The organism is Sphingopyxis sp. JAI128 (genome assembly GCF_014207235.1).
GTDB lineage: Bacteria > Pseudomonadota > Alphaproteobacteria > Sphingomonadales > Sphingomonadaceae > Sphingopyxis.
Map to the genome: position 1 here is coordinate 652,415 of NZ_JACHDA010000001.1, position 16,581 is coordinate 668,995.

Below are 16,581 nucleotides of genomic sequence, written 5' to 3' on the forward strand. Positions count from 1 at the left end.
GGTAAGCTGGTTCTTACCGACGATCCTGTTCCTCTTGACTGGAGGCCGCAGCGCGAGTTGGGGACTGTGACATCGCCGAACGCACATAGTCCTGAATAGCGCGCGCATCCATCAGGAACGCCTGATCGCGACTGGCGACTTTGTTCAACTTGTCGAAGTTGCGTTCAATCGCAGCGGGGTTAGCGACGTCCGGCATCTGCCTAAGCCAACGCGTGAAGTCAGGGTTGAGAAGGAGCCTTGATGCTCGCCCGCTGGCAAGACGCTCTAATATGCCCCTGGTAGCCATCCCAGCCATCGCGCCGGGAACGCCCCCCATACCGCCGCCCAGCGCGCCGAGAATCACGTCTTTAGCTGTGTTCGTTCCCGCAGCGACAACCCCGCTTTTGGAGTTGTTGAGTCCACCGAGAGTATCTGCTTTTGCCCGCGCCAGAACGCGCAAGTCCTGAATGGCGCGCGCGGCCTCATCACCGAAAAGCAGGCGAAGGGCGCGGGGGTTCATCTTGCTTGTGTTGGTCGAAAGTGCGGCCAGACTGAACTCGCCATTTCTCGCCGTCCCAAGCTGCTCTGCAACCGACGCGGCGAGGTCTCGGCGCTCGCTTTGATCAAGACGTCCGATCATTTCCTGAAAGCGCCGCATGTCGCCGCGCTGCGACTGCATCATGCTCTTGAGGGTGGAGGCGGCCCGCTCTGCCGACATGGAGAAATTCTGGCCATCAACACGGGGACCGGTGAACTTCTGTACTACGTCCTTGATGAAGGTCTGCTTTTCCCTGAAAAAACGATCCGCAGCGCGATAGGCGTCTGCCGCCTGCGGATTGTTTCCAAGCGCCTTGGCGATGTCATCCGATGCGGCATCCAGAACCTCCATTACGCGGCGGTCGGCGTCTGTTTTTGTCAGTCCGCGTTGGTCGAGTTGCCCCCGCATGTTGGTGCGAAGGTTGCGAAGTGCCTGTATGGAAAGGCCCCCATCGCGAGACAGATCATTATTGAGATCGCGCAGATATTGGATGGTCGGATTATTGGTCGTTTCTCCCGCCTCCGCAAGTTCGTTGATGTTTTTGCGGATTGCTAGTGACGCCTGCACAGGAAGAATGCGAACATCTCCGGCCGCGCGCTCGGCGCGGCTATAAAGGTTATTCGCCTGTGCTCGCGAACGAGCGATGAACCTTCTTCCAGCCTCCTGTATAGAGGCTCCAAGGTCGTCGTTTTCCAACGGCTGTCCGCCACGTCCCTGCGCGCGGACACGATCCTGAATCAGCGCCGTGTCGTCGTCCAGAGCCGTCCGGATGCGCGGCCCCGCCGTTGGACTGGCCTCTGCAACCGCCATGGCATTGCGGGCCTCTGGAAGCGCATCAGGAAGTCGCACAGGAACGCCTAGGCGTTCCCCAGCCTCGACAACCTCGGTATTGAGGTTCCCTTGGGGGCGGCGCAGCCTGTCGATCCCCCGACTTACGGCGCCGGATGCACGCTGTCCGATTTCGGTATTCAGGGCCGAAGTCGCCAAGCGGGGTGCTTGCGAAACTGCCCCGCCTATAGTCGCACCCACGCCAGAACCTATAATCCCGCCTTTGATTGTTCCGCCAACGCCTTCGCCCTCACCCGCCCCGGCGATGGCCCCCAAGGTCGCGCCTTGCTTCGCGAACTGCCCCGCAGTGCGCGCCTGCGAAGCCGCGCCCCCCGGCAAAAGAAGGCCTCCGACCAGTTCAGGAACAACACCCGCGCTTTCGCGACTAATTTCTTGCGCGCGCCTTTCAATGTCGCGTTCGTTCGCGTAGCCTTCGCTGAACCCTTCACCACGAATAAGGCTGTCGAGGCCGCCCCCCAAGCCAGCAAGCTCGTCAGACCACCCGAGCGTCAGACCCCGATTTAGGCCGGCCTCCCCTCCCTTGGCGTAATCCATACCAGTAGAAGTGAGGCCGCCCTGATTGCGCAATTTCTCATCCAGTTCGGCGCGGCGCTCAGCATCCGTCTGTCGATAGTCGATACCTTCAAGATTCCCCTTTTTGGCGGCTTCCACGACTTCTGCGGCATTTTCCAGCCCCCCGAACCCGCGAGATTGCCACCATGCGTTCAACAGTTCTGGAGTGAGATTGGAGCGGTTGCTTTCGATGAAGGCGGAATATTCCTGCTCCTGTTCAGGCGAAAGGCGCTTACCCGTAACGGGTTCGGGGCCGCCGTCCATGTCGAAGCGGATATTGTCCATCGTCGCGCCGGGAACGCGGGTGCTCGGCTCTTTTCGCCCATACTCGCCGATCTTGTTCTGCTTGTCGTAACTGCGAAAAAGCTCAACATAGGGATCAGCATCGTGATTGCCGACGATCTCGTAAGGATCAAAATTGTTGCGACGGGCCAACTCTTCATACTGGTTACGGAACTGGTTATACTGCTTCACGCGGGGGATGACCGACGTGATGATCTCTCGGCGAAGGCGCTTGCGAACTTCGGGCGGAAGGTTGCCGCCGCCCTCGATCCCAAATTCTTTTTTCAGTTTGGCGGCAGCGGCCTCCACAGTCGATGCGCCGCTTGCGGCCATGCCGACTTCCGCCTCTCGGACAACCGACGTCGGATCGAGCGCCTTTACATAGTCGTAAATCAACGCGGTATCGCCGCTTCCGTCCTCGCCGCGCTTCAACGCAGCCGCCAGAGACTGGACGGCTACGCGATACTCCTTGACCGTGGGAAGCGCATTGTAATCCGAGCGCAGCTTGTCGCGCTGGTTGAATGCGGTGTTACCGGTTTCGACGCCGAACTTCTGGCGCTGCATCCCCTGATCTTCTTCCGCGCGAATGTCGGCGCGTTCTTTGTAGGGGTCAGGCGCGGCAGGCGGCGTGATGCGCGTCAACCCTCCCTGCGATGCGGGAGCATCGGAGCGATAATCATCCCAAGGGCCTTGCATCAATAATTCCCTACCGAAAGGCCGTTGCGCTTGAGAAGTGCGTCGGCCCCGGCTTGGCCCAACTCACGAATCCACGCCTGATAAGCACTGCGCGCGATAGTGTTCGGCGGCGAAGGCGCGCCAGAGGCGGCACTGACTGGTTCCCAATTATTCTGGTCCGCCGGGTCGCCACCCCTGAAACGGTAACCCTTCTTCACCTCTCCTACTTGCGGAGCGGGGGGGCGATTGCGCTCATACAAAACCCCGTCCTCGCCTTTGACGATCGGTGATTCATAAACGGTGGGGTCGCCTGGCAGGCCAATGCGGTCTTCGTCGATAATCATGTCGCCGGGTCCGACGTTTCGGAGCTTCGGTTTCAGATCAGCCAGTTTCCCGAACACGGCTTCGTACCGCGTTAGTCCATGATCGGAGAGGTCAACCTGTGCGAGTTGGGACGTATCTATTCCCATACTCTGCAACATAGGGAGAGAGGCCTGTAGTTCAGCTGCGCGCTGGTCTTGAGGGAGCCTTTTCAGGCGATACACGACCCCAAGCCCCGCCTCACCATAGGCCTGCATCTGGTCGAGCTGTTGCTTGTTGGCATTGTAGACGCTGGTTTGGAGCTGGAAAGCAGTCTGCGGATCGTACCTGTAAAGATCGCGTAGCGCGTCTTGATTAAGCTGAATGCCGTCAGTGCGAGGATCCAGTCGCGATGGGTCTACAAGCCCTTGAGGCGCCTGAGCCGTTGCCCGATCATCAGCGAAGGCGGGCGCTCGACCTGCAAACTCGCCCTCCATCCGCGCGGTCTGCGCTTCCTGTTCCGGCGTCGCAACGAGTGAGCCCCCACCGAACTGAGCGGCAGCGCCAGACATGCCGCCTTGGCCACCCGTTTTCGGGGTGAAAATGCGGCCCATGATGTCGTCGCGCTGAGCTTGGCGCTCCTCTTCCCGGCGCGCCTTCATAAGCTGCATACGACGGTCCTGCGTTCCCTGATAGATCGAGAGAAGGCCTGGAACGTCCACTTGCTGAATGCCGTAAGGGTTCATTTGCTGAACATGCCTCCCTGATGGGCAAGATAGGCCGCGAGAACATTGTTGATGCCGCTGTTGATCGCGCTTCCCGTGTTCGCGTAGGCCGAAGCGCGAGCGTTTCCTGCGCTGCCAAGGGCGCCAGTGATATTGTTTGCCGCATTCATTCCAGCCTGCGTGGTCGAATCGGTTGCCGCCTGCCCAACGCCAGCCAATCCGGCGTTGCGGTTCCACCAGTTGCCATATTCGTCAGACGCAAGGCCTTCGCCATAACGCTGGACGGCCTTCATCGTGGCTCCTGAACCTAGGCGCCCACGGGCTGCCGCCGATCGCTCGGCAGCCTTCACGCCTTCGGACAGCCTGAAATCATAGCCCGGCGTCTTGGTGAACGCGGTTGTCGCTCCCGCCTTCATTTCGTTCTCAAGGCGAGACAGGGCACTTTGGCCCGCAGCGCGCCAAGGAGCATAGTCCGCGCGCGTCTGGTCATACTGACGCCGCTGCTCCGCAATCTGCGCATTAGCGGCGTTCTTTTGCGCCTTGCTCGCCTTGTTCCCGGCGATGATGGACGAACCGGCACCGACAACAGCGGCGCCCCCGATAGCAACCGCCACCATCAGCTTTCTCCCATCCAAAGACAGTAAAACCGCTCGACCTCTTCGTAACCGAGCTTTTCAAACAACCAGCTCGCGTCCTTGTGGCATTTACTGCCGACGAACATGCGCTGGACGCCGCGGCGCTTCGCTTCGCGCTCGACCTCCTTGAACAAAACAAAGCCCCCGCCATCCCCGCGATGCTCCGGAAGCACGTAGAATATGTCCATCGTGAGCGTGAGGCACGTCTGATAATGAAGGGCAGGCCCGACAAAGCCGACGAAATAGCCGACAATCTCTCCCGCCTTTCGGAGAGTGACCAGCATCATCTCGCCAGCCTCATCCTTGGCGAGGTAGATGCCGTAATCAGGATCGAGTGGCACCTGTTTCTGATTCAGCGCCAACTCTTCCCAATGCATCGGGAAAAAGGCTTTCAACCCCTCCAGATTATCGGTCAAGCTCTCGACTTGGGCTGTCAGCATGGCCGCACGTCCATCACGACAACAATCCGATCATCAGCGGAATTGTTCACGACAGAATGAGGCGCGGCATTGTCGAACCACCACACCTCGCCGGGGCGATAGACCATCGTTTCGTCTCCGCTGTTGTTCAGCGCTCCCGGCAGACTTTGCAGGGCGATATGATACCGCTTGTAATAGGTGGCAGGGGCGCCCTGATCGATGTGCTCCGGGATAGTCGCGCCGGGTGGCAGGCGGGAAATAATAACACGGCCCAAGCGCGTCGCGCTCACGCGGCGCATCACGTCGAGCACCAAGTCCCGGATCGGCAGCACGTCCCAAGCACGATATGGAATGACCTCGCAATCATCGACGACTGCGGCAGCGTCTTCCGGGATTTCGTTAAACATCACCCAAATGTCGTCGGCCTCGCGATGAGGGCTGGACGGGTGGGTGGTGCGCAGATTATTCTCGTTCCACAGCTCGGGATTGACCGCGAGCGCGTTCACGAGCGGGATAATATCGACCTCGGCAATTTTCGCAAAATGGCGCACGGCTGACTGACTTGCTATGGGGAGCGTCTGTCTAACCGCTACGGCGTGCTCTGGCCGCGCGTGGTTCTTCTAGCAAATCAGGGGGCGTTGTGCTACCCAAAATTTGGCTGGCCCGGGGTGTGCACGACCCTAACCGGATATTGGCTGAGAGCTACAGCCCCTTAGTATGGAAGCGGCTCGCGACCCGCCAGAATGGGATTGTCATGCAGCAAGTCTCACGTCCGGGCGCCAGTCACAGTAAGGCAGGGAGCAGACATGGGCCCTTCGGGCAAAGAATGTTTTTCCAGCGATCCGGCTGAGCGCTTGTTGCATACCGCGCTTGCACGCGGGAGCGGCGTTTTCGTGGTATCGCAAGACGGAAGCAGCAAGCTGTTTTACGAGCTTCCGGCGGACTTTCTGTTGCGAGAATATGACGTAGTAATGGAAGTTTGCGAGCCTAAGGCGTCGAGCTAAGCAAGATATACATCGTTCCGCTCGCCGTCTCTATCGGGATCGAATGCGTGACCGTGGCAGTGGAGGCCGCCGGGGTTTCCGTGCTCTCGAATACGTCCGCGCGCACCAAGGGGGCCGCCATCGTCGGCCCTATACTCACCCCGTTGATGAAGGCCCGGAATGCCAGTTGGCCGCCCTCGCGCGTCAGCACTCGGTTATCCGCGTCGGCCGTGATGTCCGCGACATTGCCCGTCGAGCCGAAGGCGCGGCCAATAACCGAAACGCCTGCGCTTTGACGGATCATCGTATTGGTTACGCCATTGTCGGCAATGCGGATCGAGATGCCGCCGGCAACCGGCCCGCCACCCGCCAGACCGGAACCCGGCGCCGTCGCGACGCTGCCTTCCGTCGCCTGATTGGCCGTCTGGTTGAGACTATTGAAAAATTTCCACCACTCTCTCGACACCGTAAGGCCGGTGACAATCGGCGTGTTAGGCGGGTTGATAGAGTTGACTGCCACTATCGAATATCCGCCCAGTGCGTAATTATGAAACGCTGCGCCTTGGCAGGCATTTTCAGGCGCAATTGCAATTGGTAAAACTGCACGCCCAACCGCCAGATTGCGCGCGTGAGATACTCACCCACCTTGCCCATCGCCCTCGTCAATTCAGGCGACCAGGTGTTGCCCCCGTCCCGGCTGTATTGCAGAATCATTTGCGGATCGGCTTCGACTGAATTGCCTACGCCCGCCTGTAGCTGGCACTCATATGAATAGAGCGTCTGCTTCGCTCTTTGTGACTGAACGCTCGGCAGCAAGATTTCCATCGGAATCTCGTCGCCGTCCTCTGTGTTCACCGACAGGCTCGGCACATAGAGCTTGCCCGTATAGGCATCTGCCATGATCGTACGGCCATAGCAGGACGTCGCGAACCCAACCCGGTAATTCGCCCTGCCAAGCGAGCGGCGATCATGCCACGCGCCAGTCGCCATGTCGTAGGCGAATGTCCCGATATTGGTGTTAAGAACGTAGAATTTATGCCCATGAAGCGTGTAGGTAAAGGCGCGGAACCATGACGCTCCCGCGATATCTCCCTCTATCGCATGGGTGGAAATGCGAACGGGCTCATAACCGCTAAGCCGGTAGACGACTAAATCGTCCCCGACAAAATGAACGCTGTTGTCGATCTTGACGAGGCTGTTCCGGTCGCGCAGCCCGCGCTCGATAAAGGCGTTGCCCTGCCGCTCGAACGGGAAGTCGGCATCTCCGCTATTGTACCATATTTCGACGGTCTGCGCGCCGTAGAACTGCAATTCCCGGTGATCGTTGATAACCCCGACATTGTTGTCCGGGTTGCCTTCCACGGTCGCCACGTCGAGCGGGTCATAGGTCAGCCCGTCATTCAATCCCGAAATGATGAACTGGTCGCTATCGGCCACCAGCCAGACGAAATAGCCGTCTATATAGGTTACCCCGGACACCGGCCCGAGATTGACGATGTTGCTGTAAATCGTGCCGCTGTCGAGCACATAGCCTTCCGTGTCGGCCTGAATGGCGAGCTGCGATCCATTGTCCGCCATCTGCACCGGAAGGGAACCGGGAATGGAACCGATAGGCGTCTCCGTGCCGTCCGACGCCACGCTGTAGAGCGTCGTGCCGTTCACGACATAGAGCACCCCGCCCATGACGTGCTCGCCGCGATTGCCGAGCGTGCCTATGCTCGAAAACTCCGCCAGCCCCGGAATGGCCATGACCGCGAACAAGTCGGCCTTATCGCCCTCCGCCAGCTCGGCGAAACAGTTGACGAGGCGCGCGCCAGACCACGCCCGCGAACGCCCCTGTGACGACTGGATGCCAGAGGCAATCTTGCGCATTTAAGCCCTCGGACCCCAGCGCGTTTCCGGCTGGAGATAGATGGATGCCGGCTCGTTGTCCCATTGGATTAACGAATTATAGGTTTCGCTGGCCTGTCCGATGACAAGTTGCGCCATCATGGGATCGTTGACGGGATATTGCGTCATGAGGCGCTTCGCGAGATTCCACGTTACCGGCTCGATCCACTGCTGCGGAAAGTCCAATGTGTTGTTGCTCGCGTCCATCACGTCGAGGAAGCGGATAAAGGTATAGTGAATGCTGTATTGTGAAGCGGCCTGCGTCGAGGGGCACGGCCAAAGATACAGCGTGCCTTCGTCGACCTTCGGATCGAAATAGAAATTGACCGGGATCGACGGCGAAACCAGCTTGTTCGGCTGGTCGAAATATTCCTGCCTGCTGAACATGTTCATCGGCGTGTCGATGCCGTTCAGGCGATATCTGCAAGACGTGACGCGAAGGGCGCGCGGGCTTACGACATATTCCGCCTGCCCGCCGACGAGGTTGAAACTCCCCTCCTCCAGCGTCCACAAATGGGGATTTGCGCTCCACGTCTGAACCAGCCAGTTGAGAGCGCGCAACCCGTCCGCATACATGCGCGGGGTGAGCGCCTCGCCCTCTTGTGCCACCCCGAGCACGTTAAACGCCCCCGTGATGATTTCGAGCGCGACTGGTTCATATGTGATCGCACCGGAAGTGGTCATAGCGACTCGCCCGGATTGACGCCCTCGGTCAACAGAACGTCGCCAGTCTCGGACGTCATAATCGCCCCGTTCTCCCACGCGATATTGATCGCTACGAAACTGTCCGGCGATTCAGGGCGCGCATAGGGCAACGCCTGAACGTCCCTCACCCCCCGCACAAAGTCCTGCGGGTTGCGCTTGTCCACGAAGCGCCGATCCACCATTTCCCCGTCCCATTGCCGAACGAGATTGGAGAGGGGAACCTTGAACCCGCTGGCGGGATCTATGGCCTGCGGAACCGGTCTGCCGGTCGGCGTGCCGAGCCTGTCCTTTCCCCTCCGCATGCTCCGCTCCTTACTGAATGATGTAGCTGTAATTGCCGTAGAAAATGATTAGGGTATCCACCCCCGACATGAATCTGAAAGACCCGCGATCCGTGACGGAATTTGCTGCGAACAAGCCCGCCTGCTGTGTGACGGGATTGGCGGTCTGCCCCACCCCAGCCATTCGCGTGGTTCCGCTGAAATCGGTCGCGAACGGAACGGTAAAGTCGAAACTGGTTTCAGCGCTTGCCACAGTGGCGCGCACGCGAAATGCCCATATAACCGTGACGAAATTTCCGTATTTGAAATAGGTGGCCGAAAATATCTCGGTCTCCGCGACATTCAGCAGATTTGACAAAACAGGCGAATAGGTGCCGATTTGCGTGCCCTGAACGTCGTCATAATTGACCGAACCAGGGGGATTATAGAGAGGCATGTCAGGCGATCCACGAGAGGACGACCTTGCCGGGTCCGCCAGCCGAACCCTCGGCATTCTGGCCGCCCCCGCCCCCGCCTGCTCCGATGCCGCCGACCGTGCCGGTTGCCGTCTCATCCCCGCCTTCGCCGCCGTCCGCCATCATCGAACCGCCACCGGCACCCCCGCCGATCCCGGTTCCGCCCTGCGGATAGGGAGTACCGAAATAGCTTCTGCTACCACCGCCGACAGTACCGCTTGTTCCCGCGCCCGAACCCCCCGGCGCCCCATCCACATAGAAGGGGGCCGCGTTGCCAGCAAAAGCAGGCGAAGGCGCTCCGTTGCCGGAACCACCCGTCGCCCCGTTCGCACCCGCATAAGGAAACAGACCCGCGCCCGATGCGCTCCCGCCGTTTCCGCCGTTGGTCGCTGCGCCAGCCGCACCGCCATTGCCGGGAGGGGGAACAGGACATTCGATATTGCCGCCAGTGACGCGAGAGACGCCGCCCTGACCGCCGTTCGCACCAATGGTCCCCGCCGCCCCGGCTGCAGCGACAGTAACCGTCAACGTCGCCCCCGGCGTGACAGGAAGCGGGAACATGACGATGGAACCGGAAGCGCCACCACCGCCACCGCCGCCGCCCGTCGCATGGCCACCACCACCGCCACCGCCACCGCTGGTCATCGTCACAGAGACGAGATTGACCCCGGCGGGAACGGTGAAGGTGCCGCTTGCGTCGAACGCCTGCTGGCGAAGCGTCGGGAGAGGGTTATACAGCGCCATCAACCGAACTCGGTCACAAGCGCGGCGCCAGACCCGTCCGCGTCCCAAATGCCCACGATGTCGCCGGTATAGCCGAACGGAACCTCGTAATAGCCATCGCTCTGGATCGCGACCGTGAAGTTGGTTGCCGAAGCAGTGCCGGTGGAAAGAAGCAGCCGCAGCGTGTTCGCGTCGGTGTTCGTGATCGTCGCGCCAAGCCTGTTCGGATTGGCCGACAAGATGCCCACCGATGCCGTACCGCTCGGAACGCTGGAAACCGTGCCGGTATCGGGTCGCCCCATGACGACAGGAATAGGCGTCCCGGATGGATCGCCCTGCACGGTAAGAACACCACCGGCAGGTGTCCCGGCGGTTCCTTCGCCTTCAACGGTAGACGTGCCGGTCGAACCGGACACCTCCACCCGCTGGACCCACGCTACGTGGCCGTCGTCGTTGACCGGTGAGGCGCTGCGCCAGTCGTTCGGACCCATTCTATTCGCCATCAATCGGCTCCCATGAATTGCGCTTGATCGCGGCCTTGAGCTTGCTGTCGTTACGGGCCTCACTAAGCGGGACTTCCTTCACCACGCCGTTAGCCGACGTGATGACATACATTCCGTGCCGAACGCGGCCCTCGATCCTCATCAGGGGGACGGAGCCATCAAACCGGCGGCGACCAGCGCTGCCGAAATATCAGCGGGCGTCTCGGAATATGCGGCGGGGGTTTCGACCGCCGCGATTACGGGGGCGAGCGTCGTAATGGCTGCCGTGTCCACAGGGACGCCATTGTCTTCGAAGCCGTTCACCGAATTGACGGGGCCTGAAAAAGTCGTCTTTGCCATGATAAATCTCCGGGCGTTATTTCACCGTTACCGGTGGGAGAAAGCGGCGGGAGGGAAAGGGGATACCCTCCCGCCTTGGGGAATCAGGCGCCAGCGTTGCCGTAGGCGGCGCGGAAGTCGCTCCACCCGCAGGAATAACGCTCATATGCCTTGTATTTCAGGTTCGACGTGTCGAAGTCGCCATCCTGCGCGAAGGTCGCCTTCTTGCGCTGGAACAGCGTCATCCCCGCAGTCGGGATATTCGTCCGCATGAACCACGCATCCGGGTCGGTGAAATAGTGATTCACCTTCCCTCCGTCCGGGAACAGCCCCATCGACCGCAGCGCGTTCACCGCATTGTCGGCGGTGTCGTTCTGGAGAACCGATTTCAGGATGCGCTCGGCGTTGAATGCGTTGGTCGGCGCATAGTGCAGCGACCGCGGCATCAAGGCGATCTTGAGGCCACGCGCGTTGCGAGCCTGCATGATCTGGATGCAGCCGTCCTCGATGGCCGCTTCCGACATGTCGGCGCCGGTCAGAAGGTTCGACTGAGTGCCCGACAGGGTGGGGTGAGATACCGAAAACAGCGGCTGGCCATCTGCACCGGTATAAGCCGGGTCAAACCCTCGGTTGTAGATGTTCGCAGCGACATTCTCCTTGGTCTGGCGCATGGAGAACGCCAGAGCGCGGGTGCGGTTGACGCCCCGGCTTTCATACAGATTGTCGTCGAACTCTTCTTCCGTGAGAATGAAGCCCAGCGCATAGGCAACGTGCTGATAGCGCGTCACCGTCTGCTGGTTGTCCGTGTCGTAGATGATCGAAGCGCCCTGAAGCTTGACGGGGGCCAGACCGAAACCGGTCATTTCCACGTCTTCCTCGTAGTTCTTGTCCGACGTCTCGATTTCGAAGATGTCGGTATATTCTTTGGCGTGCTCTTCGTATCCCTGCCCCCAAACTGCGTTCAGTCCGGGCCAAAGGAGTTTTGGCGCGTTGCCAGTGGTAATTACAGACATTGGTCAGCCCTCCCTTAAATACCCGCGACCTGGTTCGCGAAGCGGTGGCGGTTGATGCGGACGAGGAAGCGACCCGGAAGGGCGCCGGTGCTGGTGTCAGCACCCAAGTCATTGTCCGCTGCGAGGTACTGGCCGATGATCTTGAGATCGAGCGTGTTGGTGACTGCCTCGGTCCCGTTGTTCAGCGCCATGCCGGACATGCCGGTAACGGTGCTGCCAGCATTGACCACGACGTTGATGTTCAGGCCGACGTCGTTTGCGGTAAGGGCCGTGCCAGTATTCTGTTCCTGAACGAGGAACAGTGCGTTCGGGTCGTCCGCGACCAAGACAACGCAACCCGTCGAAGCGGGCGCGTAGATCGGGTCGTTCTGGGTCTGTGGGAGGACACCGATGCAGACGCCTCGAAAGATGTCGCCGGTAGCGGCGCGCGTAACGACAGAATAGCTCATCTTGAACCCGCCCTGCATGACGAACTCAGACACGCCGGTCTCGGTTACAAGATCGCCGATGAGAATGGGGGTGGCGTCAGACGCCGCGTGATAATATGCACGGACCGACCCATTATAGGGCGCCCCATATGCATCGCTCACGGGGACAAATCCCCGCACCTGATTAGTGTTAGCCATTGTGGCACCCTTGAAGCCTTGGCAGGCTCAGGGTGTCACGCCATCACCTACCGGATTGAACCGTGGCCGTATTGATTCTCAACACGTCCGTCCAAATCCCGCCCGGCTGCGATGGCTTTATCAACCTCACGGGTTTCCTCCACTTTCTCGCGTTGACCGCGCTCATATTCTTCGAGCGGGGTTTCCATGAGATATGCGTAGAGGGGGTTGCCGTCGATGGTGCCTACGTGACGACGTATACGAGTATCGGGACTGTCTGACTTCAAAGTCCGATCCTCGACGAAATCATACGCCAATTCATGGGCCATTGCAAGCCGTCCCGGAACATCGTTGAACCAGTGACGATGATAGCCCGGACGCTCGGGCACCTGGAGCTTCATATTGAGGCCGCCCACACTCGCACGACGACGACGACCGGGGATTTTGCCATCGGCCCTCGCTTCGACTTTCGGGGCTTCGTCGGCGGTCACAGCCTGCTCGACGACCGGATTGCGGGTCGGACGCCCGCGACGGACAGGAGTTTTATATTCGGTCATTTTCAATCCCAAGCATAGTCTTTGGCGAACTTGTCCAAGGCTTCCGCCTTGTCTTTCGCCTTGATGATCCCGCGTTCGAAGAAGCGTAATGCCTGCGCCTTCGCTTCAGGTGGTAGATTGGCACCGTTCCTTGCCGTTCTCCCGGCACCGGGGCGCGTCACCCCGGCCACATCGGAAGGCGGCTTCGGCTTCGCTTGCTTCGCCTCACCGCCGAGCATCGGGATTTGCTCCTTCACCTGCTCGGCAACGCGCTGGAAAAACTGCGAAGGCGTCAATTCCTTCTGAAGCCCCTGCGCCGCCAGCTTGTCGGCTATGCGGTCGGCCAAGGCCCGAGCGCGGCGCTCGCTATCGCTGGCTCCCGCCAGTCCGCCGAGGTCGTACCATTCGTTGGCTTCGCGGAACTCCGCAAAGGCAAGCCCCGGATCGTCGCTCTGAGCTTCGTCCTCGATGTCCTTGCGCAGCGTGTCGATCTTCTTGTCGATCTTGCGATAGGCTTCGACGTCGCCGTATTGCACGGCTTCCTCGGCCTGCGATTTCAGATCGGCAAGCGCGCTCTCGTAGGCCTTTTGCTCGGCCTGCGCGAGCTTCTTCACCTGCCGCTTGAGGAAGTCGATTTCCCCCTTGAGCGACTGGTTCTGCTTTTTCAGCAGCGGCATGACGCTCTCGCCGCGCTTCACGAACGCTTCGGCGTCGATCCACTGTTCGGGGTTGCCCTTGAAGTCCTCCTTCGGCGTCCATCCCTGCGAACGGGCTTCCTCCTCGAAATCCCGTTCCCCGATAACGCCTTCGTCCGGCGCTTCCTCCAACTGCGTGGCCATGGCTACTCCTCCAGCCTGCCGAGAATGTCGGCGTCGTTCATGAACAGATATTCTTCGCCGTCCGCGCCCTTGAACTTCGTGCCGCCGTAGAGGGTGAACATCACCCGATCACCGGGGGCGGGGCGCACAAATACAGGACTGCGCGCTTTCGCTTCCTCGAAAGCATTTTCGCCCACCGAAATGAGCGTGCCTTTCTGGCCGGCGAATTTGAGCTTATCGACCTCTTGGTCCGGCAAGTGGATGCTGCCGATCTTCTTCGCGATGCCGTCCTGCTTGACGATGACGCGAAGGTCCATTGCGTTGACGCCGCTGGTGTTCGCAAAGCTCATTTGCGCTTTTCCTTCGGCAGGTCAGCATATGAAACCGCCTTCCGCTGCGGGATGCCGCGCGCCATCTGCTCGCGCACCGTCGCCGGAACGGGCTGCTTTTTAGGTTCATCCTTCATTTGTCATGTCCCTTTCAAACTGTCGAACAACACCGGCGAACAGCCGCTCAAGCTCGTCCTTGCCGTCCTCTGTTTTCCATTCGAACCGCATGGACATGGACCCTTTCGGGATTTTCCACTGAGCGCACACGGTCAGGCCATCATCAGGAAGCGGGTTCATCAGCCCCCTTTCCGTAATGAAATTCGACGTCGTCAAACGACAGGTCCGCCAACTGGCCCAGCAGGACCGCTTGGCCCTGCTGCTCCACCGTCATCGGGGAACCCCGCGCCCATGCCATCGACAGGGCCGTCTGGCGCTCCCGCAAGAAGGTCAGGAAGTCCTGCGTCGCCGGGTTGTCCATCCATTCCTGGAACGTCCCCTTGTCCCGCATCAGGCTCATTCAAATCCTCCTCTTGTGATTCCTCAACCGCTTGGGCGGCAAGCGTCGCAGCGTCCGGGAGCAGCCCAATCTCCGCGAGATTCTTCGCTGCATCCGTGAAGCTCTTTGCCGCGCCCGCCTGTGCCGTCATGCGGCGGCTCTCCGCGTCCTTGGCCTTCGTTTCGGCATCGGCCATCTTCGCCATAGCTTCGGGATCGGGCTGCGGTGGGGGCACCTCGAAATATGCCTTCACATCGCGCACGCCCAACGCGTTCAGCGCGTCTTCCCGAATCTTCTTCTGATTGATCAGTATATCGCCGTTGAACATGCCCATCACGGCTTCCGCCCGCACGATCTTCTGCATGTCGCTGACTTGGCTCGGATCGCTTACGGGGATGACGTCCAAATCCTCGTCGGCGTAATCCGCGCGGCCGATCTCGACAGCCTCCTCGTCGTTGAGCTGGAAATATTCCTCATCGTCCAGATAGTCGCGGTTGAGGCGGCGGAGCACGCGAAGCTCTTGCCCGAACGAGCGGTGAATGCGCTTGAAGATCGCGGTCATCACCTTCTGCCCCTGCTCGATCAGGGCAAGCGTCGTGGTGGCGGGCTGGTTTGCAGACCCCTCACCTGTAAGCACGTCCTGAACGGAGGTGATTTCCTTCGCGGACTCGATCAACAGACCAAGCAGATTGAACAGCACCGCGGACGGTCCGGGGGCGTTCATCGGAACGATGTTGTCCTTGAGGCTCCCCCCGGTCACATCGACGCGCTTCCACTCGCCAAGGGCAAACCGCATGTTGCCGCCGCGCACCTGAACGCCAGACCCGACAAATCCGCCCTGCGCATTCTGCAACGCCCCGGCGTCGATCATCTGGTTCAGCATCGTGTCGATGACGCTCGAAATATCCCCCAGCAGCGTGCCGAAGCCCATATCGTAGAAGCTGCCATCGGGCGCCGGGATGAACCCGTATTTCGTGAAGTAGCGGCGCCGCTCGATCCGCACGATGCGCTCGATCAAGTCGGGACGTCCAGCCTCGAAAACCTCCGACAGTTTCCAATTCTGCCCAATGGCAAAGACCGTAACGTCCTCGATCCCGAAGCACGGCACGATGCGGGCAATCTCGCCCTCCTTCGTGCAGGTGACAACGTAATGCTCGGGGAAGCCGTCGCCGTCCAAATCTATCGTACAGTGCTGCTCGTAATACTCGCCCAGCGCCTGCTCGTCGTTGCCGTCCGCGTCGTCGACCGTGACCGGCAACCATTGGCCCGACGCGATGAACTCCTGCACCTCATAGGGGTAGTAGTGCAGCACCTGCGTATATCGCGGGGCGCTCTCCAGCGACTTCGCCCAATAGTTTACGATGAAGTCGTTCGCGCTCACCATCTCCGAGCGGTTGGCGTTCTCGATGGGATCATACCATGTCTTGCGGAACACACAGCCGACAATCGGGAGCATTAGCAGCATCCGGTCGGTCTCTTCTTCCCATCCCGGCATCCGGTAGAGAAGCTGCCATGTCATGTGCTGGCCCATGCGCTCTGCTCGGGCTTTCTTGTCGCCGGTCGGGTCGGGACCGAGCACCCGGCCCTTGACGAGGTTCGAGCCGTCAACGATCGCGGGGTATGCGCGCGCCTGAAACTGCACCGATGCCGTTGTCAGCAGCGGATATTTGACATTGCTCGCCTTGGGCCAAGGGAACGTCTTGTCCTCCCGCACCTGCATCGCGATCTTGAGAGAGTTTTCATAGCGAGACAGCCAGCCGTCGCCGCCATCATCCTGAATGGACCCACCGCCACGGCTGATTTCGTCGATCTCCACGTCGCGAATGACGCGCTGCCCGATTGTCCCAAGCGCGCTGCTCGTCAGCATTTCGGCAAGATTTTTGCCCGACAGGATTTTCTCAAGCGAGAGCGTGTCCGTCAGCTCGGGAGCGTCCTCGGCCTGTTCGTCGTCGAGTTCAAATGCTGTTGCCAT

The 16,581-nt window shown here is 60.1% G+C and carries 20 protein-coding genes; all 20 read right to left on the minus strand.

Features of this window, described 5'->3' with window-relative positions; translation table 11 throughout:
• Positions 1-13: 13 nt before the first annotated feature.
• Positions 14-2,896, minus strand: coding sequence for a hypothetical protein (locus HDC35_RS03220; protein WP_184643553.1), 2,883 nt, complete (start codon positions 2,894-2,896; stop codon positions 14-16).
• On the minus strand, positions 2,896-3,921 hold the full coding sequence (locus tag HDC35_RS03225) for a hypothetical protein (RefSeq protein WP_184643555.1): 1,026 nt from the start codon (positions 3,919-3,921) through the stop codon (positions 2,896-2,898). The genes HDC35_RS03220 and HDC35_RS03225 overlap by 1 nt, the downstream gene beginning before the upstream one ends.
• Complete coding sequence (locus HDC35_RS03230; RefSeq protein WP_184643557.1) at positions 3,918-4,517, minus strand: hypothetical protein; 600 nt, start codon at positions 4,515-4,517, stop codon at positions 3,918-3,920. The genes HDC35_RS03225 and HDC35_RS03230 overlap by 4 nt, the downstream gene beginning before the upstream one ends.
• Positions 4,517-4,975: a GNAT family N-acetyltransferase gene (locus HDC35_RS03235; RefSeq protein ID WP_184643559.1), complete on the minus strand. Its 459-nt coding sequence runs from the start codon at positions 4,973-4,975 to the stop codon at positions 4,517-4,519. The genes HDC35_RS03230 and HDC35_RS03235 overlap by 1 nt, the downstream gene beginning before the upstream one ends.
• Positions 4,969-5,505, minus strand: coding sequence for an aspartyl/asparaginyl beta-hydroxylase domain-containing protein (locus tag HDC35_RS19795; RefSeq protein WP_184643561.1), 537 nt, complete (start codon positions 5,503-5,505; stop codon positions 4,969-4,971). Before HDC35_RS19795 ends, HDC35_RS03235 begins: the two co-directional genes overlap by 7 nt.
• Positions 5,506-5,941: 436 nt before the next feature.
• Positions 5,942-6,457 carry a hypothetical protein gene (locus tag HDC35_RS03245; RefSeq protein ID WP_184643563.1) on the minus strand — a complete coding sequence of 172 codons (516 nt, stop codon included), beginning with the start codon at positions 6,455-6,457 and terminating at the stop codon, positions 5,942-5,944.
• Positions 6,457-7,809 (minus strand): hypothetical protein, encoded by a 1,353-nt coding sequence (locus tag HDC35_RS03250; RefSeq protein WP_184643565.1) that lies wholly within the window; start codon positions 7,807-7,809, stop codon positions 6,457-6,459. Before HDC35_RS03250 ends, HDC35_RS03245 begins: the two co-directional genes overlap by 1 nt.
• Positions 7,810-8,511 carry a hypothetical protein gene (locus HDC35_RS03255; protein WP_184643567.1) on the minus strand — a complete coding sequence of 234 codons (702 nt, stop codon included), beginning with the start codon at positions 8,509-8,511 and terminating at the stop codon, positions 7,810-7,812.
• Entirely contained in the window at positions 8,508-8,834 is a 327-nt protein-coding gene (locus HDC35_RS03260) for a hypothetical protein (RefSeq protein WP_184643569.1), read from the minus strand. The genes HDC35_RS03255 and HDC35_RS03260 overlap by 4 nt, the downstream gene beginning before the upstream one ends.
• A gap of 10 nt (positions 8,835-8,844) precedes the next feature.
• Positions 8,845-9,249 carry a hypothetical protein gene (locus tag HDC35_RS03265; RefSeq protein ID WP_184643571.1) on the minus strand — a complete coding sequence of 135 codons (405 nt, stop codon included), beginning with the start codon at positions 9,247-9,249 and terminating at the stop codon, positions 8,845-8,847.
• Between the two features lies 1 nt (position 9,250).
• Positions 9,251-10,012 carry a hypothetical protein gene (locus HDC35_RS03270; protein WP_184643573.1) on the minus strand — a complete coding sequence of 254 codons (762 nt, stop codon included), beginning with the start codon at positions 10,010-10,012 and terminating at the stop codon, positions 9,251-9,253.
• Positions 10,012-10,494, minus strand: coding sequence for a hypothetical protein (locus tag HDC35_RS03275; protein ID WP_184643575.1), 483 nt, complete (start codon positions 10,492-10,494; stop codon positions 10,012-10,014). The genes HDC35_RS03270 and HDC35_RS03275 overlap by 1 nt, the downstream gene beginning before the upstream one ends.
• 141 nt (positions 10,495-10,635) lie before the next feature.
• Positions 10,636-10,833: a hypothetical protein gene (locus HDC35_RS03280; protein WP_184643577.1), complete on the minus strand. Its 198-nt coding sequence runs from the start codon at positions 10,831-10,833 to the stop codon at positions 10,636-10,638.
• A gap of 83 nt (positions 10,834-10,916) precedes the next feature.
• Positions 10,917-11,825: a hypothetical protein gene (locus HDC35_RS03285; protein ID WP_184643579.1), complete on the minus strand. Its 909-nt coding sequence runs from the start codon at positions 11,823-11,825 to the stop codon at positions 10,917-10,919.
• A gap of 14 nt (positions 11,826-11,839) precedes the next feature.
• Positions 11,840-12,415 (minus strand): hypothetical protein, encoded by a 576-nt coding sequence (locus HDC35_RS03290; RefSeq protein WP_184643581.1) that lies wholly within the window; start codon positions 12,413-12,415, stop codon positions 11,840-11,842.
• A gap of 83 nt (positions 12,416-12,498) precedes the next feature.
• A complete protein-coding gene (locus HDC35_RS03295; RefSeq protein WP_184643583.1) occupies positions 12,499-12,987 on the minus strand; it encodes a hypothetical protein in 489 nt (162 codons plus the stop codon).
• 2 nt (positions 12,988-12,989) lie between these two features.
• Positions 12,990-13,793 carry a hypothetical protein gene (locus tag HDC35_RS03300; RefSeq protein WP_184643585.1) on the minus strand — a complete coding sequence of 268 codons (804 nt, stop codon included), beginning with the start codon at positions 13,791-13,793 and terminating at the stop codon, positions 12,990-12,992.
• 14 nt (positions 13,794-13,807) lie between these two features.
• Positions 13,808-14,134 carry a co-chaperone GroES gene (locus HDC35_RS03305; RefSeq protein WP_184643587.1) on the minus strand — a complete coding sequence of 109 codons (327 nt, stop codon included), beginning with the start codon at positions 14,132-14,134 and terminating at the stop codon, positions 13,808-13,810.
• Positions 14,135-14,239: 105 nt separating this feature from the next.
• Positions 14,240-14,410, minus strand: a complete 171-nt coding sequence (locus HDC35_RS03310; protein ID WP_184643589.1) for a hypothetical protein — start codon at positions 14,408-14,410, stop codon at positions 14,240-14,242.
• Positions 14,411-14,442: 32 nt separating this feature from the next.
• Positions 14,443-16,581: a collagen-like protein gene (locus HDC35_RS03315; RefSeq protein ID WP_184643591.1), complete on the minus strand. Its 2,139-nt coding sequence runs from the start codon at positions 16,579-16,581 to the stop codon at positions 14,443-14,445.